20 protein-coding genes are annotated in these 22,578 nt (G+C 71.3%); 9 read left to right on the forward strand and 11 right to left on the reverse strand.

Annotated features, from left to right (window positions below; translation table 11 throughout):
* Positions 1-4: 4 nt before the first annotated feature.
* Together HDA43_RS29725 and HDA43_RS36795 are read right to left on the reverse strand one after the other, a co-directional pair.
* The gene (locus HDA43_RS29725; protein ID WP_179827534.1) at positions 5-313 is read right to left on the reverse strand and encodes a hypothetical protein; all 309 of its coding nucleotides are present in this window, start codon (positions 311-313) and stop codon (positions 5-7) included.
* Positions 314-481: 168 nt separating this feature from the next.
* A complete protein-coding gene (locus HDA43_RS36795) occupies positions 482-832 on the reverse strand; it encodes a trypco2 family protein (RefSeq protein WP_376770530.1) in 351 nt (116 codons plus the stop codon).
* A gap of 537 nt (positions 833-1,369) precedes the next feature.
* Here HDA43_RS36795 and HDA43_RS29730 point away from each other — a divergent pair.
* Together HDA43_RS29730 and cutA are read left to right on the forward strand one after the other, a co-directional pair.
* Complete coding sequence (locus tag HDA43_RS29730) at positions 1,370-1,864, forward strand: hemerythrin domain-containing protein (protein WP_179827536.1); 495 nt, start codon at positions 1,370-1,372, stop codon at positions 1,862-1,864.
* A gap of 99 nt (positions 1,865-1,963) precedes the next feature.
* A complete protein-coding gene (cutA, locus tag HDA43_RS29735; protein WP_312873606.1) occupies positions 1,964-2,305 on the forward strand; it encodes a divalent-cation tolerance protein CutA in 342 nt (113 codons plus the stop codon).
* Positions 2,306-2,462: 157 nt separating this feature from the next.
* Here cutA and HDA43_RS29740 read toward each other — a convergent pair whose 3' ends face one another.
* Entirely contained in the window at positions 2,463-2,606 is a 144-nt protein-coding gene (locus HDA43_RS29740; RefSeq protein WP_179827538.1) for a hypothetical protein, read from the reverse strand.
* Between HDA43_RS29740 and HDA43_RS29745 the strand changes: the two genes are divergently transcribed.
* A complete protein-coding gene (locus HDA43_RS29745; protein ID WP_179827540.1) occupies positions 2,593-4,047 on the forward strand; it encodes an OmpA family protein in 1,455 nt (484 codons plus the stop codon). The two genes, HDA43_RS29740 and HDA43_RS29745, sit on opposite strands and share 14 nt — an antisense overlap.
* A gap of 183 nt (positions 4,048-4,230) precedes the next feature.
* On the opposite strand, the gene cpt is transcribed toward HDA43_RS29745, so the two are convergent.
* A complete protein-coding gene (gene cpt / locus HDA43_RS29750; RefSeq protein ID WP_179828801.1) occupies positions 4,231-4,761 on the reverse strand; it encodes a chloramphenicol phosphotransferase CPT in 531 nt (176 codons plus the stop codon).
* A gap of 417 nt (positions 4,762-5,178) precedes the next feature.
* On the opposite strand from cpt, the gene HDA43_RS29755 reads away from it, so the two are divergent.
* Positions 5,179-5,838, forward strand: a complete 660-nt coding sequence (locus HDA43_RS29755; RefSeq protein WP_179827542.1) for a DsbA family oxidoreductase — start codon at positions 5,179-5,181, stop codon at positions 5,836-5,838.
* Between the two features lie 96 nt (positions 5,839-5,934).
* On the opposite strand, the gene helR is transcribed toward HDA43_RS29755, so the two are convergent.
* A complete protein-coding gene (gene helR, locus HDA43_RS29760) occupies positions 5,935-8,082 on the reverse strand; it encodes an RNA polymerase recycling motor ATPase HelR (protein ID WP_179827544.1) in 2,148 nt (715 codons plus the stop codon).
* 90 nt (positions 8,083-8,172) lie between these two features.
* Positions 8,173-9,408: a glycosyltransferase gene (locus tag HDA43_RS29765; protein WP_179827545.1), complete on the reverse strand. Its 1,236-nt coding sequence runs from the start codon at positions 9,406-9,408 to the stop codon at positions 8,173-8,175.
* 330 nt (positions 9,409-9,738) lie between these two features.
* Here HDA43_RS29765 and macS point away from each other — a divergent pair, with 330 nt between their 5' ends.
* Complete coding sequence (macS, locus tag HDA43_RS29770; protein WP_179827549.1) at positions 9,739-10,866, forward strand: MacS family sensor histidine kinase; 1,128 nt, start codon at positions 9,739-9,741, stop codon at positions 10,864-10,866.
* Positions 10,867-10,981: 115 nt separating this feature from the next.
* Complete coding sequence (locus HDA43_RS29775; protein WP_179827552.1) at positions 10,982-11,632, forward strand: response regulator; 651 nt, start codon at positions 10,982-10,984, stop codon at positions 11,630-11,632.
* Between the two features lie 144 nt (positions 11,633-11,776).
* Here HDA43_RS29775 and HDA43_RS29780 read toward each other — a convergent pair whose 3' ends face one another.
* Entirely contained in the window at positions 11,777-12,067 is a 291-nt protein-coding gene (locus tag HDA43_RS29780) for a YiaA/YiaB family inner membrane protein (protein ID WP_179827554.1), read from the reverse strand.
* A gap of 119 nt (positions 12,068-12,186) precedes the next feature.
* Entirely contained in the window at positions 12,187-12,735 is a 549-nt protein-coding gene (locus tag HDA43_RS29785) for a GNAT family N-acetyltransferase (protein ID WP_179827556.1), read from the reverse strand.
* 356 nt (positions 12,736-13,091) lie between these two features.
* Here HDA43_RS29785 and HDA43_RS29790 point away from each other — a divergent pair, with 356 nt between their 5' ends.
* Positions 13,092-14,048, forward strand: coding sequence for a helix-turn-helix domain-containing protein (locus HDA43_RS29790; RefSeq protein WP_246424755.1), 957 nt, complete (start codon positions 13,092-13,094; stop codon positions 14,046-14,048).
* Between the two features lie 65 nt (positions 14,049-14,113).
* On the opposite strand, the gene HDA43_RS29795 is transcribed toward HDA43_RS29790, so the two are convergent.
* Positions 14,114-17,866, reverse strand: coding sequence for a S8 family serine peptidase (locus HDA43_RS29795; protein WP_179827558.1), 3,753 nt, complete (start codon positions 17,864-17,866; stop codon positions 14,114-14,116).
* Between the two features lie 384 nt (positions 17,867-18,250).
* On the opposite strand from HDA43_RS29795, the gene HDA43_RS29800 reads away from it, so the two are divergent.
* On the forward strand, positions 18,251-18,718 hold the full coding sequence (locus HDA43_RS29800) for a hypothetical protein (protein ID WP_179827560.1): 468 nt from the start codon (positions 18,251-18,253) through the stop codon (positions 18,716-18,718).
* On the opposite strand, the gene HDA43_RS29805 is transcribed toward HDA43_RS29800, so the two are convergent.
* Positions 18,633-19,598 (reverse strand): LysR substrate-binding domain-containing protein, encoded by a 966-nt coding sequence (locus HDA43_RS29805; RefSeq protein ID WP_312873607.1) that lies wholly within the window; start codon positions 19,596-19,598, stop codon positions 18,633-18,635. The genes HDA43_RS29800 and HDA43_RS29805 overlap by 86 nt on opposite strands.
* A 30-nt stretch (positions 19,599-19,628) precedes the next feature.
* The gene (locus tag HDA43_RS29810; RefSeq protein ID WP_179827562.1) at positions 19,629-20,960 is read right to left on the reverse strand and encodes an MFS transporter; all 1,332 of its coding nucleotides are present in this window, start codon (positions 20,958-20,960) and stop codon (positions 19,629-19,631) included.
* Between the two features lie 175 nt (positions 20,961-21,135).
* Between HDA43_RS29810 and HDA43_RS29815 the strand changes: the two genes are divergently transcribed.
* On the forward strand, positions 21,136-22,569 hold the full coding sequence (locus HDA43_RS29815; protein ID WP_179827564.1) for a 2-hydroxymuconic semialdehyde dehydrogenase: 1,434 nt from the start codon (positions 21,136-21,138) through the stop codon (positions 22,567-22,569).
* Positions 22,570-22,578: the final 9 nt, after the last annotated feature.

Raw genomic sequence — 22,578 nt, forward strand, 5'->3', positions numbered from 1 at the left:
ATTCTCAGTGAACCAAACAGTGCACGATTGAATCAAGGGCGCAGTCGGCGTAGACACCCGAAATGTCGTTCACCGAAAGCGACAGGTATTCACCTGGCTGAAGCGTTCCCAGGACCGTCTTGGCTCCGGCCGCGACCTGCGTTCCGATCGTGATCGGCTCTCCCGCGCGATCGTTCGCGACGTGGAGGATTAACGGCTTTTCGAATGTTAGATTTTGGGTGATCCCGGCTGAGCCCCAGAGGTATCTGAGTCCACGCACTTTGACCGAGTAGGCCGGTGAATCCCAAAAGCCTCCGGGCTCTTCGAGTTTCATCGCATCCATCGCAAAGCACTCCGACAGGCGAAGACGGGATCGAGGGGGATGGTGGAGCATACGGATGCCGGTGAATGCCGTCGACCCACTGCATATCTGCTTAGAGGACCACGGTCCGCTCTTCGGCGGAACCCGGTCGGATCCGGGCTGTTTCGCTGCTGTTCCATCTTATTGACCTTTCGGCGAAGGTGGGCACGGCAAGGTCGCCGAGACGAGTTCAGACGTTTCGCTACCCCACACTGCGTCCTGCCGCGGCGTTAGTCGCACGGTGAGGCGCTGCCTGTCCCGGTTGGTGGATCCCGGTTCTTCCTTCGCCTCCTGCTGCGCCGGCGCAAGCACCCAAAACTCCGGCTCCTCGGATCGCGCGAGCGAATAAACAATATCGACCTCGAGTGTGGCCGCATCCATGTCAAACTTGAGATCGTCCCCGTCGGCTTCAGTGCCGACGCTGCTCAGCTCGGTGCGTAATCCCGCTAAATACTCTGCCAGGCGGATCCGCCCATCAGGCCATCCAGACATTACGGTCCTCCGATTTCCTTAGCCGCTAGCCGCCGAAGCGCCGGATGACGAGCCGGTGAGCGCAACATGAGATGCGCACACATACTCCAACCGAGGGGGAACCCGCCAGTCCAGCTAATATGAAATAACCCTTCCTGTCCATCGAACATAGGGGTCAATTCCTTTCCTGGTCGTCCCGTGTGCCACCGTCCCACCGCGGAGCGGCAGCGGGCCGGAGATGGAGGCGCATGCCCGGCCTCGCGTGTACGTCAACCTGGTCGCCGTTCCTCGGTCATCCGATGTTCGACAGCAGGCGGCCGGCGACCTCCTCGCTGCCGCCCCGGGCGGGGTGGTCGGCTTCCTTCCACACCAGACCGTTTCCGCGGCTGTCCGGCCCGGCTGAGGAACGCCGAGTGATGGATGACGCGGGACCCGTGAAAAGAGGTCCAAGGTCCCTGCCCGGCTGATCCGGCGGCCGGGCAATGTGGGATGCGTCCGGGGTGTCGCCTCGGATCCCCGCCCGGAACACATTCGAGGACTGCAGAGGATCGCAAGCGCATGTGCGAGTACTGCGGCTGCCAGGCCGTGACCACGATCGGCGAACTGACCCGCGAGCACGATCTGGTGGTCGACCTGATCGGAGATGTGCGCAGCGCGCACACCGCCGGCGACACCGACGCCATGACCGTGATCGCCAGAAGGATCGCCGAGGTGCTCGGCCCGCACACCGCGGTCGAGGAGCACGGCCTGTTCCCCGCCATGGCGGAGGAGTTTCCCGAGCAGATCGCCGCGCTGGAAACGGAGCATCGGCGCCTCGAAGCCGTCCTCGGCGAGGCCGCGGACGGCACGCCCGCCGACCCCGGCTGGCCGCTCAGGCTGCTCGACGCCCTGAACCTGCTGCGCGCCCACATCCTCAAGGAGCAGGACGGGGTCTTCCCGGCGGCGCTGGCCGGCCTGAGCACCGAGGACTGGGAGGCCATCGAGGCGGTCCGGGCCCGGGTCGGCACGCTGCTGCAGACCGCCGACGGTCAGCCGACCCCGGCCCGCGCCTGAGATCGTGACCGGCTCCGCGAGCGGTTCGCCGCGGCGGAGGGTCGAACGGCGGAACCCGCTCGACAAGCGTGGAAGCGTCGCGCGCGTAAGCTTGGCCGCGTGGGTGCTTCCTTCGAGGTGCATGTGACGGCCGGCACGCGTGAAGAGGCGGAGAGGATCTGCACCGCCGCGGTGAACGACCGCGTCGCGGCGTGCGCGCAGATCATCGGGCCGATCAGTTCCCTCTACCGGTGGGAAGGAAAAGTAGAGAAGAGCGAAGAGTTCCTGGTTCTGCTGAAGACCGGCGAGCATCGTCTGGACGAACTCGTCTCCCTGGTGAAGGACACGCATTCCTACGAGACACCGGAGATCGTCGCGGTCCCCATCGAAGGTGGACTGCCGGACTACCTGAACTGGATCGCAGCGGAGACGGCGGAGCAACCCTTCCGCCCAGCGAGTTGACGGGCGAATTCGGCCGATCTGCAGGTGTGCCACACAGGTGATCTATAACCTGGAGTGCTGACCTGTCAGGTAGGGAGGTCTTCATGGCCATGCGCCTGTTGAAAGCGACCGCTCTTGTAGTCACGGCGACCCTGGCCTGCGCATGCGGACCGAAGGATCAGCCGGTGCGCGGCACCCCGCCGGTCGCCGCTTCCAGCGCTACCCCCTCGGCGCCGCCCTCCACCGCCGCTTCCAGCGCCACACCTTCGGCGCCGTCCTCCACCCCGGTCGCGGCAGCGGGAAGCCATGTGAGCGAGGGCATGGTCGGTTTCTACAGCGCCAACCCGTTCAGAATCGAGGTGAAGGCCATCGAGCGGCACGCCAAGCTGACCGTGCTACGCATGGAGATCATGACCACGGCGACCGTCAACACCTCCGGCGACTTCGGCTATGGCAATCTGACGACCTCCTTCGACAGGTTCAGGCTGTTCGACCCGGTCGGCAGGAAGGTGTACTTCACCCTGCGCGAGAACAACAGCGACGGCCACGCCTTCGGTACCAGGAACCACCAGGTCGGTGCCGACTATCCCGATGACTTCGTGCCGGGCGTGCGCTACCCGGTCGAGGTCTACTTCCCGCCGCTTCCCGCCACCGCCGAGTCGATGTCGATCGCGCCCGATCTGCCGATGGGCCCGATGACCGGCATCCCGGTCACCGACGGCGCCGCTGAGCCGATCGCCCGTGAGCGGGGTTCCTCGGACATGCCGAAGGCCGGCGACACGTTCCAGTGGCCTGTCGTCGTGCCGAACGGGGAGATCTGGTCAGGCGTCGCCGACGTGAACGAACTGGTGGAGACACCGGTGAGGAGCACCACGCAGGCGGGCGACAAGGAGACGATCGGCCTGCGCACCGACGTGCTGTTCGCCTTCGACAAAGCGCGTCTGAGCGCGAAGGCGGCAGCCGTGCTCGATGACGTGGTCGAGGAGACCAGACGACGGGCCGACCCCGCCAAACCGCCCATCACGATCACCGGTCACACCGACGACAAGGGCGACGACGGTTACAACCAGACGCTGTCGGTCAAGCGGGCCAAGGCGGTGCAGGAGTATCTGGCCGCCAGACTCGGCACCGGCTACCAGTACAGACCGGAAGGCAAGGGCGAGAGCGAGCCGATCGCCAAGAACGAGAAGCAGGACGGCAGCGACAATCCCGCGGGGCGGGCCAGAAACCGCCGCGTGGAGATCTCCTACTCCATCAAGCAGCAGGGCCCGGACGTGACCACCACCACGAGCCCCTCCGCCGACCAGGTACGCGGCTCCACCGTGGCACCGGCCCCCTTCCGTGCCGATCCAGGAGCGCGGGTGGCCGGTTTCACCTGGTCGATCCACAACCAGGTGGACCAGCTCAAGGTGGACGTGCTGCCGCTCTATCGTGACGGCGCCTACGTGGTGGCCTCCTTCGACATTACCAAGGCCAACGACGGTCTGTTCGTCCCGTTCCCGATCCCCTTCTCCGGGTGGGACGACCAGTTCTCCGCCGGCTCTGATTTCGGCGCGTTCATCCTCGTCGATCCGGTCACCAAGGCGCGCTACCACCCGCTCAAGATGTACACGGAGTTCGTCGAGAACTACGTGCCCGCCCTGGACGCGGGTGAGACCAGCAGGGCCTACGTCTACTATCCCGCCCCGCCTGACGACCGTACGAGCATCACCCTGGAGGTGGCCAACGGAGGCGTCTACCCGAGGATCCCCATCGAACGCTGACCGGTCGGCGGCTCCCCGCAGGCCGGTGCACCGCCGGCGGCGCCGGGCCCCGGCTCCTCGACGAGGGCGGCCCGTGTCGGAGAGCACCTGGTCGCCATGCATCCGTACGACCCGGTCGACTTACCGGCGCCGCCTGGCTCGTCCCGGTGCTGCGGTCACAGCAGCACACCGCCGGGCCGTCGATCATTCGACATGCGCGGCGATGGTCCGTGCGCACTCCATCGCCTCCGCGTGCGTGGTGTCCACCTCCAGGTCGTAGGTCACGCCCTGGTGGACCACTTCCGCCTGGGACGCGGCCATCCCGATGGTCCGATCGCCTCGTGCGACCTCACGGCCCGCGGCCACCGCGGCGTCACACCGGACGCCGACCCACAGCACCCGCAGCTCACCCAGGGCTTTCCGCCATCGCTGCTGTGAGTACGCCCCGCCGAGGAAGACCTCGTCGACGATGACCCGGGCGCCCGCACGGGCCATCGCGGCGACCCCCGCGATCCAGGCCGCTTCCAGCGTCCGGAACTCCGGGCCGACGATCACCTCTCCGTCCGGAGCGAACTCGATCCCGCCATCCGACGCCTGCATGGACGCCGGCATCGCCTCGACCAGCGTGTCCGTCCCGACGGCCAGCCACGGATCGGGCAGGACCGCCTGCAGACACCGAATGATCCCGGACTTTCCCGAGCTGGAGCCGCCGTTGACAACGATCACCTGAGTCATCACCGCGCCACAGTAGAGGCACCGGGGCAACGCTCGAAACGGATTTCCGCGAGCCCGGCGCCCCCTGCCACAACCCGGCGAACCTTCCCGGCCGGGGCACCGGTCGTACTGACCCGTGAGGTCGGGCACGCGGGAGACCGCCGGGGCAGAGGGCGACAAGGGTGGCCGTCGCCCGGCCGTCATTCCGGAAGCAGGGCGGGGCCGGCTGCGCCTCCGCCCGGGGAAAATTTGACCTCAACCGCGGTCGAGGTCGCACGATGGCAACCGGGGCCCTGCCCCCGTATCCGACCTTGAGGAATGTGTCCGTGAACACGGATCCCGGTTTTTGCTCGATCCTCGACCACACCGTCGACGGCTTCGACACGCGGCGTAAGGCGAACCCCGCTCCACCAGCCTTGATCATTAGGTAGGACGTTCATGAAGCTTGAGATATATGCCGATGTGCTGTGCCCCTGGTGCTACATCGGCAAAAGACGGCTGACGGCCGCATTGGCCCGGCACGCCGACCGCGACCGCGTCGAGATCATCTGGCGCGGCTACGAACTCGCCCCGGACGAAGGCCGGATCCCCGGCCCGACCGCGGCGGAGGCCATGGCCGGCTGGTGGGGCGAGCAGGCGCCCGCCCGCATCGCCCGGATCCGGTCGCTGGGCGCGGCGGAAGGCCTGGAGCTGAACCTGCATCTGACTCGCCCGGTGAACACCTTCGACGCGCACCGGCTGGTCAAGCTGGCCGCCGACCGCGGCCGGGCCGACCAGATGATGGAACTGCTGTTGCACGGCTACCACACCGAGGGGCTGAACGTGGCCGACGCGCAGGTCCTGCAGCGCCTGGGCATCGAGGCCGGGCTGGACGGCGACGAGGTGCGTGCCGTCCTGGCCGGCGACGACTACGCCGAGCAGATGCGTGACGACCGGCGCCGCGCGGTCGAGCACGGCGTCACCGGCGTGCCCAGCCTGGTGATCGACGGCCGCCCGCCGGTCTCCGGGGTCCAACCCGTCGCCGATCTGCAGCGGCTGCTGGAGCACGGTCCGACCGGCTCACACGGCGTCCCGGCCAGGTCCGACCGACCCACCTGACAGGGGCCGCATCGCGTTGAACACGCCCGGACGGACGGCGAGCCCGCCGGTGGGTCGTCCTGCGTTCCGTACCGGCCGGCCGTCCGGAACGGATCGTCAGGGGCTCGTGAGGATGACGAGGCGCTGGGTCGCGCGGGTCATCGCGACGTAGCGGTCGACCGCTCCCTCGATGCCCTCGCCGAACCTCTCGGGGTCGACGAGGACGACCAGGTCGAACTCCAGTCCCTTCGCCAGCTCCGGGGTCAGCGACCGGACGCGGGACGTCGCCTGGAACGTGGGGTCGCCGATGACGCAGGCGATGCCGTCGGCGTGCTCGGCGAGCCAGGCGTCGAGGATCGCGTTCAGCTCCGAGGCGGGTCCGTGGACGACGGGGACGCCGCCGCTGCGGATGGAGGTCGGCACGTTGGCGTCCGGGAGCGCGGCCCGGATGACCGGCTCGGCCTCCGCCATGACCTCCTCCGGCGTCCGGTAGTTGACGGTCAGGGACGCCAGGCTGATCCGGTCGAGCCCGATCCGTTCCAGCCGCTCCCGCCACGACTCGGTGAACCCGTGCCTGGCCTGGGCGCGGTCCCCGACGATGGTGAAGCTCCGGGACGGGCAGTGCAGCAGCAGCATCTGCCACTCCGCGTCGGTGAGCTCCTGGGCCTCGTCCACGACGATGTGCGCGAACGGGCCGGCGAGCAGGTCCGGGTCGGCGCCGGGCAGCGCGGCCTCGTCGACCAGGGCGTCCTGCAGGTCCTGCCCGCGCAGCATCGACATCATCAGCATCTCGGAGTCGTCGGCCTCGATCAGGTCGTCGACGACCCGGTCCATGCGTTCCCGCTGGGCGGCGACGGCGGCGTCGCGCCGGCGCTTACGCCGTGACGTCTCCGGGTCGCCGAGCCGCTGCCGTGCCGCGTCCAGGAGCGGCAGGTCGGACACCGTCCACGCCTGGGCGTCCTCGCGCTGCAACCTGCGGACGTCCTCGGGACTGAGCCAGGGCGCGCACAGCCGCAGGTAGGCGGGCACCGTCCACAGGTCCCCGACGAGGTCGGCCGCGTCGATCAGCGGCCACGCGCGGTTGAAGACCGTGAGCAGCTCCCTGTCCCGCGTCAGCGCCCTGCGGACGAGGTCGGCCGAGACGTCGTCGTCGTGCCTGTCCACCAGGATCGTGAGCAGCTCCTCCCAGATCACATCGCGCGCCTCGTTGTGCGGGGTGCCGGGGTCCGGCGCGTCGAACGCCTCGGCCCAGTCCTCGGCGCTCAGCCGGACGTCGGCCCAGGGGGTCGTGACCGTCATCCCCTTGACGGGCGGGTTCTCGTAGAACCGTACGGCCGGCTCGATCGCCTTCACCAGGTCCGCGGACGACTTCAGGCGCGCCACCTCCCGGTCGGTCTCGGCCGCCGCCGACGCTCCCTCGGCGACGAGGTCCCGCAGCGTGCAGGTCTGCACGCCCTCCTCCCCGAGGCTGGGCAGCACGTCGGCGACGTAGGCCAGGTACGGCTGGTGCGGGCCGACGAACAGCACGCCGCCCCGATCGTGACCGAGGCGGGGATCGGAGTAGAGGAGGTAGGCGGAGCGGTGCAGCGCGACGACGGTCTTGCCCGTGCCCGGTCCGCCGTCGACGACGAGGGCGCCGCGCGATCCCGCGCGGATGATGGCGTCCTGGTCGGCCTGGATGGTGCCGAGCACGTCCCGCATCCGGGCCGACCGGTTGCCGCCCAGGCTGGCGATGAAGGCGGACTGGTCGTCGAGCGCGGCGTGCCCTTCGAGCCCGTCCGGGGTGAACACCTCCTCCCAGTAGTCGCTGACCCGGCCGCGGGTCCAGCGGTACCTGCGGCGGCTCGCCAGGCCCATCGGGTTGGCGTGGGTGGCTCCGAAGAACGGCTCGGCTGCGGGAGAGCGCCAGTCGAGCAGCAGCCGCCGGCCCGCGTGGTCGGTGAGGCCGAGCCGTCCGACGTACACGGGCTCGGGGTCGTCCGCGCCGACCATGCGCCCGAGGCACAGGTCCAGCCCGAAGCGGCGCAGCATGCGCAGGCGGGCGGACAGCCGGTGGATCTCCAGGTCCCGTTCCAGCGCCTGCCGGCCCCCGCCGCCGGGCGACCTGCGCGCGGCGTCGAGGCGGTCGGAAAGGTCGGCGATCGTCTGCTCCAGGCTTTCGGCGATGGCCGCGAAGTGCTTCTCGTCGGCGTCGATCAGCGCCGGGTCGGCCTTGGGGGAGAGGTGGCCGGGAAGGTAGAACGCGCTGGTGGCCAGCGGTTTCATGTATCTGCTCCGATCTGGTGGTCGTATGCGGCCGTCACGCGCGGCGGGGTGTCCGGGTGCTGGATTCCGGCCCGGTGATCCGGGCGTGGTTCACGCGGGCACGGGCCGCCTTTCCCGGCCGGCCGCGTCGAGCAGCAGCCTCGCGGCCACCTCCGCCCCGTCGGCGCGGACCTGGGCGGCCACGGCCCTCGCCCGCTCGCCGGTCTCGGGGGCCAGCGCGGTCCTGAGCGCGGCCGACAGGGACTCGAAGGCCGGAACCGGGCCGTCGTGCGCCGCGCCGACGCCCAGCTCGGCCACCCGGGCGGCCCAGTACGGCTGGTCCGCCATCTGGGGCACCACCACCTGGGGCGCGCCGGCCCGGGCGGCCGTCGTCGTCGTGCCCGCGCCGCCGTGGTGCACGACGGCGGCCACCCGTCCGAACAACGCCTGGTGGTTGACCTCGCCGACGGCGAAGCAGTCGTCCAGGTCGTCGATCAGGGCCAGGCCGGCCCAGCCGCGCCCGACCAGTACGCGGCGGCCCCGCGCGCGGACCGCCTCGACGGCCACCCGGGTGACGTCCACCGAGACGCCGCGCATGGGCATGCTGCCGAAGCCCACGTACACCGGCGGGGCGCCGGCGTCCAGGAACGCCTCCAGCTCCTCCGGGAGCGGACGTTCGTCGGGCAGGATCCACGCCCCGGTCTGCACCACGTCGAGATCCGGCGTCTCCGGCAACGGGCACAGGACCGGGTCCGCCGCCAGCCATGGACGGTCGGTGAGGGCGTGGTCGCGGACGTTGTCCAGCGGGGGCAGGCCGATCGCCGCCCGATGGGTGTTCTCCGCCTCGCCGTACAGCGCGTTCACCTTCTGGGCGTCCAGCTCCCACAGCACCCGGTTGTCGGTCACGTCCGGCGGGAACGGCCGGCCCGGCCGCGGCGGCGGGGGGAGGTGCGGCGACGGCAGCTCGATCGGCTGGAAGCACGCGTACACGTAGTGGATGCCCAGGTTCTCGGCCACCGACCGCGCGCCGGACGGCATCAGGCCGGTCGCCACCAGCGCGTCACACCCCTCGGCCGCCGCGGCGAGCGTGCCGAACCGCGCGGCGACCAGCTCGGGCGCGAGCCTGAACGGGTCCGCCGCCGACGGCCTCTCCCTGGTCACCAGCGCGCGCACCGACGGGCCGAACGGCACCAGCGGCACACCGGCGCCGTCCAGCAGCGTCGCGAACTCCTCGTCCGGCGGCGCGCACATCCGTACCTCCGCGCCGAGCTCCCGCAACCGCACCGCGAGCCCCACCAGCGGTTCGACGTCCCCGCGCGACCCGTACGTCGACAGCAACACACGCATTCCGTGCCCCCCGTTTTCGCAGTTCCCGGCCTTGGCCGGCGGCCAGTCCCCGGCCTCGGCGGACGATTCTGCGCCATGACCCGGGTCTTGTGGCAAGCCCCCAGGTGCGCTATACGTTAGGAGTGGCGGGGAGCGGGTTCTCCCCTTTGCCCTCGTCGTCCCCTCGTCCTCCGCGCTGGACGGACGACCTCCCCCTGACTCGTGAACCGGCCGCGTACGGCGACGCCCCGGCCCGGACCGGCGATTCCGGTGGACGGCCCCTTGTCCGCGGCGGTGGGGCATCATGAGCAGATCATCGGGAACAGCGCCTATCACCTCTCATGGGGCCGTATGGGGATCGAGGGATCGTTCTGGCGCGCCATCGCGGTCTACCGCGTCGCGTCCCTGGGCTACGCCGCGCTTCTGCTGGCGAGCGCCGGAGGCTACCGGCATCCCGTCGCGGGCTGGTCGGTCATCGGCCTGATGGCCGTCTGGACCGCCGTCACCACCGTCGCGTACTCGACCGCGAGGAGCCGTCCCCTGCTGGTGGCGGACGTCGTCGTCACCCTCGGCTGCATGCTGGCCTCGCCGTACGTGCAGGAGACCGGCGCCGGACCGGCGGGTGTGCTGCCGATCACGGCGACCTGGGTCGCCGGGCCCGTACTCGCCTGGGCCGTGTACGGCGGGCGGCGGGCCGGCGCGCTCGCGGCGGTCGTGCTGGCGCTGGGCGACCTGTGGCTGCGCGGCCTGGGCGCGGCCGACGTCTCCGTCCCCGTCAACGGAGCCGTGCTGCTGGTACTCGCCGGGACCGTCCTCGGTCACGTGACCCGGCTCACCCGGCAGGCGGAGGAGCGGCTGCAACGGGCCGTCGAGATGGAGGCCGCGGGCCGGGAGCGCGAGCGGCTCGCCCGCGGCATCCACGACTCCGTCCTCCAGGTCCTGGCGCTGGTGCAACGCCGCGGGCTGGAGATCGGCGGGGAGGCGGCCGAGCTGGGACGGCTGGCCGGGGAGCAGGAGGCGGCACTGCGCGAGATGGTCCGCGGCGGCCCGGACACGACCGGGCGGAGCGGTTCGGGCCTAGTGGACGTGGGGGCGGGTCTGCGCCGGTACACCACGAGGACGGTCACCGTGTCGGCGCCCGCGACCCCGCTGCTCCTTCCCGCCGGCCAGGCCCGCGAGGTCGTCGCGGCCGTGGGCGCGGCGCTCGACAACGTCCGGAGGCACTGCGGCGACGACGCGCGGGCCTGGGTCCTCGCCGAGGACGACGGCGTCTCGGTGACCGTCACGGTGCGCGACGAGGGCCCCGGCATCCTTCCGGGCCGCCTCTCCGAGGCCGAGGCGGAGGGCCGGCTCGGCGTCGCGCAGTCCATCCGGGGCCGGATCACCGGCATCGGCGGCACCGTCGGCATCACGTCCGTGCCCGGCCAGGGAACCGAGGTCGAGATGGTCGTCCCCGCCCCCGTTCCCGCCTCCGGGTAGGCGCGCGCCCTGACAGGCGCGCATGCTCCGGGTATGCGCCCGCGCCGGGCGGGACGGCCGGGCCTGCCATGCCGCCCGGCGCCCGGACGGGCGCGGACCGGTTTACAGTTACGGCATGGCCGGCGTTCCGCGGGTAATGGTGGTGGACGATCATCCGATGTGGCGGGACGCGGTCGCCCGTGATCTGGAGGACGCCCGGTACGAGGTGGTGGCGACCACGGGCGAGGGCCGCCAGGCGCTCCGCGTCGCCGCCGCCGTACGCCCCGACGTGGTCGTCCTCGACCTGCGCCTACCCGACCTGCCCGGGGTGGAGGTGGCCAGGGGGCTGGCCGCGTCCGATCACCCGCCCCGAGTGCTGGTGCTGTCGGCGAGCGGTGAGCACGAGGACGTGCTGGAGGCGGTCAAGGCCGGTGCCTCCGGCTACCTGGTCAAGTCGGCGAGCCGCGAGGAGTTCCTCGACGCCGTCCGGCGCACGGCCGAGGGCGAGCCGGTCTTCACCCCCGGCCTGGCCGGGCTGGTGCTCGGCGAGTACCGCCGCCTGGCGACGCGCAGGTCCGCGGGCGACGAGCCTCGCCTCACCGACCGGGAGACCGAGGTGCTGCGCCTCGTCGCCAAGGGCCTGTCCTACCGGCAGATCGCCGAACGGCTGGTGATCAGCCACCGCACCGTGCAGAACCACGTGCAGAACACCCTCAACAAGCTCCAGCTCCACAACCGGGTCGATCTCGTCCGTTACGCGATCGAGCGGGGACTCGACGAGGCGTAGGACGGGCTCGGCGAGACGTGGGGCGTCGAAGCGCAGGGGCCCGGCGAGACGTGGGGGCGTCCGGCGGGGCTGCTCAGGGCGGGACGGCTCAGAGCCGGCGGGGCTGCTCTGAGTCGGCGGATGGCCCGGAGCCGGCGGGACGGTTCAGATGGCGTCGACCTTGTAGGGGTCGTGCTCGGAGAGCAGCTTGTCCAGGCGGGCCTGGTCGACGCGGCTCGACATGCTGTCGAATTCCTGCCGGTCGCGCACGCACTTGGCCAGGACGAAGGCCGACGTCACCGTGTAGAGCACGGAGACCGCGAGGAAGGCGCGGACCCAGGCGCCGACCGGCAGGTAGAAGATGCCGAGCGTCGTGCTGCCGAGCGCCACACCGAAGGAGATGACGCACTGCGCGAAGTAGGCGGCGGTCATGGCGGGCTGGATTGGCTTGGTCATGCCACCAGGGTCGGGCACCGGCCGGTCGCGCGCCTGAGTACGGCTACCCATCCCGCCTGAGTACCCGGACCCAGAGGAATGACCACCGGGGCGTGTTCCGCAAGAGGCGTTGGGCGCTCTCACCTCTTGGGAAGGGACGGATCGGGTGTCCAGGGAGCCGGTGCGGTGATCGCCCAGCGCTCATGGTCGCGCCAGGCCCCGTCGATGTAGAGGTAGGCGGGCGACAGCCCCTCGTAACGGAAGCCCAGTCGCCGGGCCAGGGCGAGGGAGGCTTCGTTGGCCGGCTGAATGTTGGCTTCCAGCCGGTGGAGCCGTAGGTCGTCGAACGCGTGCCGCAGGACGGCGGTGAGTCCTTCGGTCATGTATCCCCGCCCCGCTGACGGGGCGAAGGCCGCATAGCCGAGTGAGGCGCCCTGGTAGCGGCCCCGGATGATCGAGTTGATGTTCACCATGCCGGCGGCGGCGCCGGTCTCCCGGACGCGGATCAGAAAACCGAGGTCGGTGCCGTCGTCGAAGCGGCGCATCCAGGCCTGGAAGTCATCCGCGGTCGCGGGCAGCTGCATCCACGGCAGGTGCAGCTCGGCGCTGGCCCGCACGAGGGAGCAGAATTCGTCCTGGTCGGAGAGGGTGAGCGGGTGCAGCTCAACCCGTGACGGCATCTCAGGCATGGGCCAAGGCTAGGACCGGTCGGCAGTGGTGGACCACACGAGTGATCCACCGCTGGGATGACCTCCGGGTGGGTCGTGGTGGTCCGGCCGCCGCTCAGCGGGCGGTGCCGGAACCGTTGCCGCCGGTCGGGAGGAACCTGGGGCCCTTCCCGGTCGGAAGCCGCACGGCCGGCCGGTGGCGGTGCTCGTCGTCACCGCGTATCCGTACGCGAGTGATGGAACGGGCCGTCGGGGCCGGGGCGCCGGGCTCCGGCCGCATTCCCGTCGGCTGCTTGATCGTTTGGATGGTTCCCGAGGCCGGTCGCGAGGCATAGTAACTCCGGGACATATGTTGCAGTTGGGCCAGAAAGTGATTAATGATGCTGAACGGGCTGGGGATCAGCGACCAGGAGGAGGCCGTCTACGTCGAGCTCCTGCGCCGCCGCCGGATGACCGTCTCCGACCTGGCCGAGGCGCTGGAGGTGCCGGTGGCGGCCATGACGGCCGCCGTGGCCCGGCTCGTCGAGCTCGGTCTGGCCACCCGCGACGACGGCGAGTCGCACGTGGTCGTGCCGCCCGACGTCGGGCTCGGCACGCTGATCGCGCAGCGGCAGGCCGCGCTGCAACAGGTCCAGGGCAGGCTGACGGAGCTGGTGGAGGTCTACCGGAAAGGGGCCGTCTCGTCCGCGGGTGAGATAGAGGCGCTCACCACGCCGGAACAGCTCTCCACCTGGCTGCACAACATGGAGCGCGGCGCCAGGCAGGAGGTGCTGGCCTTCTTCCGGCCCCCGTACGTGCTCGGCGTCAACCTCGACGACTCCACCAACGCGCTGGCCACCTACCGGTACGTGTACGAGCGCGCCGCCCTCGACGATCCGCGGGCGCCCGCCGAGATCGCCAGGTTCCTCAAGGGCGGGTACGAGATCAGGGTCGCCACCGAGCTGCCCAGCAAGATGATCATCGTGGACCGGGAGTCGGTGCTGCTGCCGATGCTGCCCGACCAGACGAGCGTCCGGCCGGGCTTCCTCCTGGTGCGGGGTCAGGCCCTGGTCCACCTGCTGGTGGCGCTCTTCGAGCGGGTCTGGCAGGTCGCGACGCCGTTGCGGCTCACCGCGACGAGTGTGACCGAGGGGGTTTCCGCCTGGGACGACGTCGATGTGACGCTGCTGACGTATCTGCTGTCCGGCATGCCGGACAAGACGGTGGCCAGCCGGCTCGGCACCAGCGAACGCACCGTGCAACGCAGGATCCGCCGGCTGATGGAGCTGGCCGGAGCCGACAGCCGCATGCAGCTCGCCTGGTACGCCGCCCGGTCCGGCGTGATCCCCTCGTGAGGTGAGCCGGACGGTGCCGGGGCGCCCCGTCCGCCGTGCGGACGGAGACGCCCCGGCCCGTCAGGTCAGTGCCGCAGCCGGTACGCGCGGGTCACGGTCTGCAGGACGGTGTTGCCGTCGGCGTCGGTGGCCTGCGCCCGCAGCGAGACGAACTCGCCCGCCTTCACGGACGCGGGCTTCATGATCGTGCCGGTGAAGGCGGCGTCACCCTTGGCGGCGAGCCTCATCTCCTGCCAGGTGGCGCCGTCGTCGTAGGAGGCCCACAGCTTCGCCTCGGTGATCCGCAGGCCGTCCATGCCCTTCGGGTACCGCAGGCCGAGCCCCACCCGGGTCGCGGAGTTCGCCGGGACGCTGTTGGCCAGGTCGACGTCGAGGTCGTAGTCGATCGACAGGACCGGCAGCAGTGCCGAGTCGCCGGTCTTCCCGGAGCGGAACCTCCAGTCGGTGTTCACCTTGGTGGAGGTGGTCCACCACGGCTGGTCCCGCTGCGCGTCGGTCACCACCCGGTACTCGGCGCGCTCCGGCGTCATCGGGAAGGCGACGGCCGCCGAAGGCGCGGACCCGAGCAGCTCGCCGTTCCGGTACACCGTGGCCAGCTCCTTGTCGGAGAAGGCGCGACGGGTGATCACCTGGCCGGGCGCCGTGTCGAGCAACCCGCTCGCGAAGATCACGCCGGTGTCACCGACCCGGACGGCCGCCTGGTCCAGCTCACTCGGCAGCGCCGTACGGACCACCGCCCCGTTCCAGTCGCGGGAGACCCGCTGGCCGGCCCTGAGCACCGCCGGAGTGGTGAGCTGCGCGGCCTCACCGGCCCGCCAGACCGGGCCGACCTGCATCGACTCCCATGTCCTCACGTCGGCCGTGACGAACTCGGTGACGGACCGCGGCATGACGACCCGGTTGAAGACGCTGGGCGCCGAGATCTGCATCGGCGAGGCCAGCAACCGGAAGTACCCGCCCTCGGTGCCGGGCGCCGAGGCGTGGAAGGACGACTCGACCGTGGCGAGCTCGTCGGCGCGCACCCGGTACCGCTGGTCCGCGGGGAGGCCGCCTCGCCGGTACTTGAGCAGCTCGTAGGAGTACGGGCTCGTCGCCGTCCCCTTGAGCTGGACCTTGGCCCCGCCACGGGCCGCCGACTCCGCCAGCCGGGCGCCCTGCGCGCCCGAGAGGGTCATCGCCGGGATCGCGGTCGCCGACTGCGCGGTCCAGAAGTCGAGACCCCAGTCGTCGGGCTTGTCGTTGTAGATGATGATCGCGCCGGCGCCGGCCGCCGCGGCATTGCCGATCTGCTGCTGCGGAGTGAGGGCGGCGCTGCGCTTCACCAGTGCCAGGCCACCCCGCGCGGTCCGCCCGGCGTAGTCCTGCGGCAGGCCGGTGCCGGCGTTCACCACCGGCAGTACCCGCGTGCCGTCGATGCGGGCCGAGCCGACCCAGCCCCGGACGTACGCCGCATCGATCTGCCCTCCACCGGAGCCGATGACCCGCGCCTGGAGCTCCGGCGCGCTGAGGGACCAGGCGACGCGCGACTCGAAGTGGTCGTTGTTCCGCGACGGGACGGAGTACACCTTCGTCTCGCCGTTCAGCCACTGCTCGAGGCCGTACGAGTTCGTGTCGGCCGAGTTCCGGACCGTCAGGCCCAGCCGGATCCGGTCCGTCTGGTTCGGCTTCGGGGTGTCGATGGTGACCGGGCCGGCCTTGCCGCCGTCGAAGACGATGGTCCGGTCGGAGTCGATGAGGGTGCCCGGCTCCACGGCGTAGGTGTACTCCCAGATGCGGTTCCACTCGGCGCTGTAGTGGAGGATCTCCGCCTGGAAGGCGTGCTCGCCGCGGGGCAGCCGCAACGCGAGGGTGCCGTCCTCCCCGACGGCGTACTCGTCCGGCAGCTGCAGCGTTCCGAGGTTGAAGTCACGTACGGCCGCGACGCCGGTCGACGGCTTGCCGTCCCGGTCGAGCACCTTGAGGGTGACGTTGAAGCGCTCCACGTCCCTGACGAAGCCGACCGCCGTCGTCACGACCGTCTGGCCGTCGGCTGAGGCGGCGGTGACGTGCGCGCCGTGCGCCCCCTCGGCCGCGGCGGCGGTGTTGACGGTGACGTCCACCGAGGCGGTGCCGTGAGCCGGCACGGTCACCGTTTCGGCGCCGAGGCTCAGCGCCTTGGCCGGCAGGTCCTCGCCCGCGCCCTTGGCCGACAGCGTGAGGGTGACCGGCTGGTCGCCGTCGTTGACGTAGCCGATCTGCTTGGTGACCGGACGGTCGGAGTCCCAGTCCGCGAGGCGGAAGTCGACCGTGCCCGGTCCGGAGACCGACTGCCGGACGGCGCGGCCCACGTCGACGCGACCGGCGCCCTGGGAGTGCACCGGCGTGCCGGCCGTGGTCTTCGCCGTGCTGACGAGCTGGCTCTTCAGCCGCGGGGCGGTCCAGTCCGGGTGCGCCTGGGCGAGGAGCGCGGCGGCTCCGGCCACGTGCGGCGTGGCCATGGAGGTGCCGCTCGCGGCGGTGTAGCTCTCGCCCACCGGCGTGCCCATGGAGGTTCCGGTCGCGCGAGCCGCGACGATCTGGAAGCCGGGGGCGGTGATCTCCGGCTTGAGGGCGCCGTCGCCCCCGCGGGGGCCGCGGCTGGAGAAGGAGGTGACCTCGTCGGCGGAGTCGACCGCGCCGACGGTCAGGGCCGCGTCGGCGACGCCGGGCGAGCCCACCGTGGTCGCCCTCGGTCCGCTGTTCCCCGCGGCGATGGTGAACAGCGCGCCGGTCTCGGCGGTCAGCTCGTTGACCGCCATCGCCAGCGGGTCGGTGCCGTCGGCGCCTTCCTGGCCGCCGAGGCTCATCGAGACGACCTTCGCGCCCGAGTGGGCGGCCCAGGTCATCCCCTCCAGGATCCACGACTCCATGCCGCCGTCGCCGGTGAGCACCTTGCCCACGAGAAGCGTGGCGCCGGGCGCCACGCCCTTGTACTTGCCGCCGGACGCCGCGCCGGAACCGGCGATCGTGGAGGCGACGTGGGTGCCGTGGCCGTGGTCGTCCTTCACCTCCTCACCGGGGACGAAGCTGCGGCTTTCGGCGATCTTGCCGGCGAGGTCGGGGTGGCCGGGGTCCACACCGGTGTCCAGTACCGCGACCTTGACCCCGGTGCCGTCGTACCCGGCGGCCCAGGCGCCGGGCGCGCCGATCTGCGGCACGCTCTTGTCGAGCAGCAACTTCGCCTTGCCGTCCAGCCAGAGGTGCTGGATGCCGCCGGTGAGCCGGGCCTTGGGGGTGCCCGCCTCGGCGGTGTCGTCGTCGACGGCCTCCCAGAACCTGCCGCCCTGCTTCTTGTCCGCGGTGATGGCCGCTCCGCGGACGCCGGGCAGGTTCCGCGTGATCCGGCCGCCGTCGGGTGCGCTCGGCGCGGCGGACCTCTTGGCGGCCTGCTCCGAGTACCGCACGATCAGCGGGATCGACTCGCTGCGCGCGTCGTCGTAGCCCTGGGCGATCAGCTGGGTGACGTTGAACAGCCGCTTGTCGACCTGGCCGGAGCCGATGAGCGCCTCGGCCTCCCTCGGCATCACGTACACGTCGGTGCCGACCGTGAAGGTGAGGATGTCGGCGGCAGAGCGGTTGTACGGGGTCACGTTGACCGAGACGGGCTTGCCCGTCTGGCCGGTCACGGTGACCTGGTCACCGGTGATGAGGGTGACCCGCGCGGTGGTGGTCGACGACGCCGGTATGCCGGTGACCCCCGGGACGGGGGCCGGTGAGTCGCCGTACGCGCTGCCGGTGCCGGCGGCGAGCGTGGTCGCGACGAGGACGCTGAGTAGTGCCGTTCTACGTCTGACTTGCATCGGGGGGTTCTCCTTCTGCCGGCAGGTGGGTCGGCGCCGGCAGAACAAAGCTTCACAAGGGGGAGGCGGCGGCGCTACGAGCGCGCCTGGCGGACAGCTGACATGTCAGGTCGTCGCCACTTTCCGGCAGGGGCCGTGGACGTCGTGGAGGCCGTGGAGGCCGTGGACGCCGCCGGCCCGGGAACCCCGCCCGGGGAGAGGGCGCGGCCGTACCGGCCGAGTGAGGTCCGTCCGCCGACGGTGGGGGGTCGCCTGCGGCGAAGCGATGTGATCATGAAGGGAGGTCAGAAGCGGAATGATCGCTTCACACCTCCCCTGCGGGGTCGAGGCGCCCCGACCATCGCGGGCCACTGGAGCGACGCCGTCTTCGTACGACTGCGCCGTGTGCTGGGGCTCCGGCTGGAGCTGATGGTGCTGATGGTCGCGGAGGTGATCGCCCTCCGTTACTACCGGGCGGTGCGGGACGGGAGCGGGGACCGGCTGGCCTCGGAGGTGGCCGGACGGATCCTGGCCGACGAGCGCCGCCACGTGCCGTTCCACCGCGACCGGCTGCGGGAGTCGTTCCGGCCGCTGCCCGCGGTGGTCCGGGCGGGCGTGCGCCCGGCCTGGTGGACGCTGATGCTCGGCGCGTGCGCCGTCGTCGTCTGGGACCACGGCTCGGCCCTGCGCCGCTTCGGGGTGCCGAGGGCGGTCTTCGCCGCCGACGTCGCCGGCCTGTTCGCGGCCGTGACCGGGGAGGTCTTCGGGGCTGGGGAGGCCGGGACTCTCACGCCCCCGCCGGGAGCTCCGGGGGGTCGGCGGGCAGTTCACGGCGGAGGGTCTCCGCCTGGTGGCGCAGGTGGTCGAGCATGATCTTGGCCGCGGGGGTGAGGGCGCGGGCCTCGGGGAGCGTCACGCCGACCGAGCGCCGTACGGACGTCAGCGGCACCGGCAGCTCCATGAGCCGGTCGTCGGTCCTGACGACCAGCGCGGGAAGCGCGGCGATCATGTCGGCCTGCAGGAGCAGTGAGCGGATCGTCGGCATGGAGGTGCACTCGACCCGGTTGCGCGGCAGCGGCAGCCCCTGACGGTGGAACACCTGCTCCAGCTCGTGTTTCAGCGCGGTCTGCTCCAGCGGGAGGATCCAGGGGTAGTCGAGCAGCTCCGGCAGGGTGGTCGCCCTCTCGGCGGGGTGCCCGGCGCGGGCGACCAGCAGGGTGGGCTCGTTGTACAGGGGGATCTGCTGCAGGCTCGGCCGGTCGTCGATGGGGTTGAGCCGGCCGAGGATGAGGTCGGTCTCCCCGTCGATCAGGCGGGGGACGAGCGAGTCGAAGGTGCCCTCCCGGATGACCACGGTGACACCCGGCCGCTCGGCCTTGAGAGAGGCGATGGAGCGCGGCAGCAGCACGTTGGTGGCGGCCAGCAGGGTGCCGACGGTGACGGTACCGGTCTCGCCGTCGGCGAGACCGGCGATCCGGTCCCCCGCCCGGCGCAGCTCGGCCTGTACGGCGCGCGCGTGGTCGATGAACGCCTCGCCGAAGAGGGTGGGGGTGACACCGCGGGGCCCGCGGGTGAACAGCTCCACCCCGAGGATGTGCTCCACCTCCCGCAGCCCGCGCGTCACGGCGGGCTGCGCCAGGTGGAGGCGCTCGGCGGCGCGCAGGACGCTGCCCTGCTCGGCGATGGTCGTCACGAGCACCAGGTGCCTGAGCTTGAGCCGGCCGCTCAGCAGGTCCAGCGGGCGCGATATCACCGCCACATCATATGCTTCCGCGGAACCGGCTCATTTCGTTATACCGGCCGCGGCGGGGCGGCCGTCGCCCGCCGGGAGGGGGCCGTCCAGGCGCTCGGCGTCGTTGCGGGGGATCACCAGGGCGGAGACCAGGCTGATGACGGTCACGGCGGTCAGATAGCCGGTGATGGACAGCGAGGTCCCCGTGGCGGCGAAGAGCGAGGCGGCGATCAGCGGCGTGATGCCGCCGCCCAGCAGCGAGGCGAGCTGGTAGGCGACGGAGGTGCCGGAGTAGCGGATGGACACCGGGAAGAACCCGGCGGTGAGCGTGCCCTGGGGCGCGTGGGTCACCGCCAGCACGGCGCCCATCGCCACCATGAACACCGCGATGAGGGTGGTGTTCCCCGTGTTGACGATCGGCAGGAACGCCACGGTGCCGGCCAGCAGGACCACCGAGCCCCAGCTGAAGAGCGCCCGCAGGCCGTGCCGGTCGCCGAGGTGCGCCCACAGCGGCGCGGTGGCCAGCCACACGGCGGCGCCGCCGATCACGCAGGTCAGCAGGAAGGTGCGGGACAGCCCGACCTCGGCCTCGCCGTAGTTGAGGATGTAGACCATGAAGATGTAGGCCACCGAGCTGTTGCCGACGATCACCCCGATCGTGTGGAGCACCTGGCGCCAGTGGTCGCGCAGCACGATCGCGACCGGCAGGCGCACCGGCTTGCGGCGCTCGACGAGGTTCGCGTAGTCGGGGCTCTCCTCGATGCGCAGCCGCAGGTAGAGGCCGATCCCCACCAGCACGACGCTGAGCAGGAACGGCACCCGCCAGCCCCAGGCGGTGAAGCTCTCCTCGCCGAGGAGCGAGGAGGTGCCGAGGAAGACGAGGTTGGCGCAGAGCATGCCCGCGGGCGTGCCCATCATGGGGAAGGCGCCGAAGAGGCCGCGGCGGCCCTTCGGGGCGTGCTCCATGGTCAGCACCACGGCCCCGCCCAGCTCGCCGCCGAGCCCGACGCCCTGGGCGATGCGCATCACCACCAGCAGGACGGCGGCCCAGATGCCGATGCTGGAGTACGTCGGCAGCAGGCCGATCAGCGTGGTCCCCAGACCCATGATCATCAGCGAGACGACGAGGGTGTTGCGCCGCCCGATCCGGTCGCCGAAGTGGCCGAAGATGACGCCGCCGAGCGGCCGGGCGAGGAACCCGACGGTCATGGTGCCGAACGCCGCGATGGACCCGGCGACCGGGTCCATCGCCGGGAAGAACTGTTTGTTGAAGATGAGCGCGGCGGCCGTGCCGTAGAGGAAGAAGTCGTACCACTCGATGGTCGTGCCGATGAAGGCCGCCCACGAGACGCGGCGCGCGGCCTGGCGGCGGTCTGTGTCCATCACACCTGTGCCTTCCGGTCGGGGAGTACCGATGAGGATGCATCCAGGTGCTATGCCGGGGCGAATACCGGTATGCGCGCCAGGTATATGCGTCTCGTCATATGACCGAGATGGTATATCAATGCCGGATAGCGGTATTGGACTGTTATGTCTGATCGGCAGCACAATGGCCGCCATGAAGCCCGCGCACTACGTCAACGGCGCCTTCTCGACGGAGGGGGCGGCCTTCCCGCTCGTCTCACCCGTCGACGGACGCCAGGTGGGAGCCGTCCCCGAAGCGTCGCGTGAGACCGTCGACGCGGCGGTGAACGCCGCCCGGTCGGCCCTCGGCGGCGACTGGGGGCGGACGAGCGTCGAGGAGCGGTGTGCGTTCCTGCGCCGGATCGCCGACGGCATCGAGGCCCGGTTCGACGAGTTCGTCGACGCCGAGACCGCGGACACCGGCAAGCCGCGCGAACTCGCCGCGACGGTGGACATCCCGCGCGCGGTCGGCAACTTCCGCGCCTACGCCGACCTGGCCTACGGCCGCCCGGAACGGGCCTACCAGACCCGCGTCCCGGGGTGGAGCGGCAGCGGCCAGGCGCTGAACTACACGGTCCGCCGCCCGCTCGGCGTGGTCGCCGTCGTCTCGCCGTGGAACCTGCCGCTGCTGCTGCTCACCTGGAAGGTCGCGCCCGCGCTCGCCGCCGGCAACGCGGTCGTCGCCAAGCCGTCGGAGGAGACCCCGTCCACCGCCACCCTGCTCGCCGAGGTGATCGACGCGGCGGGACTCCCGCCCGGCGCCTTCAACCTGGTCCACGGCCACGGCGCGGGCGCGGCGGGGGAGTACCTCACCTCGCACGCCGGCATCGACGCGATCGCCTTCACCGGCGCGTCGGCCACCGGGGCCGCCATCATGCGCGCCGCCGCCGACCACGTCACGCCGGTCTCCTTCGAACTCGGCGGCAAGAACCCGGCGCTGGTCTTCGCCGACGCCGACCTGACGGAGGCGGTCGAGGGGACCGTACGCTCCGCCTTCACCCACTCCGGCCAGATCTGCCTGTGCACCGAGCGCGTCTACGTGCAGCGACCCGTCTTCGAGGAGTTCGTGCGCGCCCTGGGCGAGCGGACGCGGGCGCTGACCGGCTACGGCCCCATGATCTCGGCGGAGCACCGCGACAAGGTGCTCTCCTACTACCGCCTCGCCGCCGGGGAGGGCGCCACGATCGTCGCCGGCGGCGGCGTGCCCCGCTTCGGCGACGAGCGCGACGGCGGCTTCCACGTCGAGCCGACCGTCCTGACCGGCCTGCCGGAGAGCTCCCGCGTGGTCCGCGAGGAGATCTTCGGGCCCGTCTGCCACGTCGCGCCGTTTGACGACGAGGACGAGGCGGTCCGGCTGGCCAACGACAGCCCGTACGGCCTGGCCGCCACGGTGTGGACCACCGACCTGTCGCGCGCCCACCGGGTGGCGCCGCGCGTCGAGGCCGGCATCGTCTGGGTCAACTGCTGGAACCTGCGGGACCTGCGCACCCCCTTCGGCGGGGTGAAGGCGTCCGGCATCGGGCGCGAGGGAGGCGAGTACTCACTCGACTTCTTCTCCGAGCCCGTCAACGTGTGCGTGAAGATATGAGGTCGTCCG

Origin of the sequence: Streptosporangium sandarakinum, from assembly GCF_013409935.1 — a bacterium.
Lineage (GTDB): Bacteria > Actinomycetota > Actinomycetes > Streptosporangiales > Streptosporangiaceae > Streptosporangium > Streptosporangium nondiastaticum.

What these genes read in the sequence shown, in the direction of transcription:
- HDA43_RS29725 (WP_179827534.1), bottom strand. Translation starts at nt 313, where the DNA reads ATGAAACTCGAAGAGCCCGGAGGCTTTTGGGATTCACCGGCCTACTCG.
- HDA43_RS36795 (WP_376770530.1), bottom strand. Translation starts at nt 832, where the DNA reads ATGTCTGGATGGCCTGATGGGCGGATCCGCCTGGCAGAGTATTTAGCG.
- HDA43_RS29730 (WP_179827536.1), top strand. Translation starts at nt 1,370, where the DNA reads ATGTGCGAGTACTGCGGCTGCCAGGCCGTGACCACGATCGGCGAACTG.
- HDA43_RS29740 (WP_179827538.1), bottom strand. Translation starts at nt 2,606, where the DNA reads ATGCCCTCGCTCACATGGCTTCCCGCTGCCGCGACCGGGGTGGAGGAC.
- cpt (WP_179828801.1), bottom strand. Translation starts at nt 4,761, where the DNA reads ATGACTCAGGTGATCGTTGTCAACGGCGGCTCCAGCTCGGGAAAGTCC.
- HDA43_RS29755 (WP_179827542.1), top strand. Translation starts at nt 5,179, where the DNA reads ATGAAGCTTGAGATATATGCCGATGTGCTGTGCCCCTGGTGCTACATC.
- helR (WP_179827544.1), bottom strand. Translation starts at nt 8,082, where the DNA reads ATGAAACCGCTGGCCACCAGCGCGTTCTACCTTCCCGGCCACCTCTCC.
- HDA43_RS29765 (WP_179827545.1), bottom strand. Translation starts at nt 9,408, where the DNA reads ATGCGTGTGTTGCTGTCGACGTACGGGTCGCGCGGGGACGTCGAACCG.
- macS (WP_179827549.1), top strand. Translation starts at nt 9,739, where the DNA reads ATGGGGATCGAGGGATCGTTCTGGCGCGCCATCGCGGTCTACCGCGTC.
- HDA43_RS29775 (WP_179827552.1), top strand. Translation starts at nt 10,982, where the DNA reads ATGGCCGGCGTTCCGCGGGTAATGGTGGTGGACGATCATCCGATGTGG.
- HDA43_RS29780 (WP_179827554.1), bottom strand. Translation starts at nt 12,067, where the DNA reads ATGACCAAGCCAATCCAGCCCGCCATGACCGCCGCCTACTTCGCGCAG.
- HDA43_RS29785 (WP_179827556.1), bottom strand. Translation starts at nt 12,735, where the DNA reads ATGCCTGAGATGCCGTCACGGGTTGAGCTGCACCCGCTCACCCTCTCC.
- HDA43_RS29790 (WP_246424755.1), top strand. Translation starts at nt 13,092, where the DNA reads ATGATGCTGAACGGGCTGGGGATCAGCGACCAGGAGGAGGCCGTCTAC.
- HDA43_RS29795 (WP_179827558.1), bottom strand. Translation starts at nt 17,866, where the DNA reads ATGCAAGTCAGACGTAGAACGGCACTACTCAGCGTCCTCGTCGCGACC.
- HDA43_RS29810 (WP_179827562.1), bottom strand. Translation starts at nt 20,960, where the DNA reads ATGGACACAGACCGCCGCCAGGCCGCGCGCCGCGTCTCGTGGGCGGCC.
- HDA43_RS29815 (WP_179827564.1), top strand. Translation starts at nt 21,136, where the DNA reads ATGAAGCCCGCGCACTACGTCAACGGCGCCTTCTCGACGGAGGGGGCG.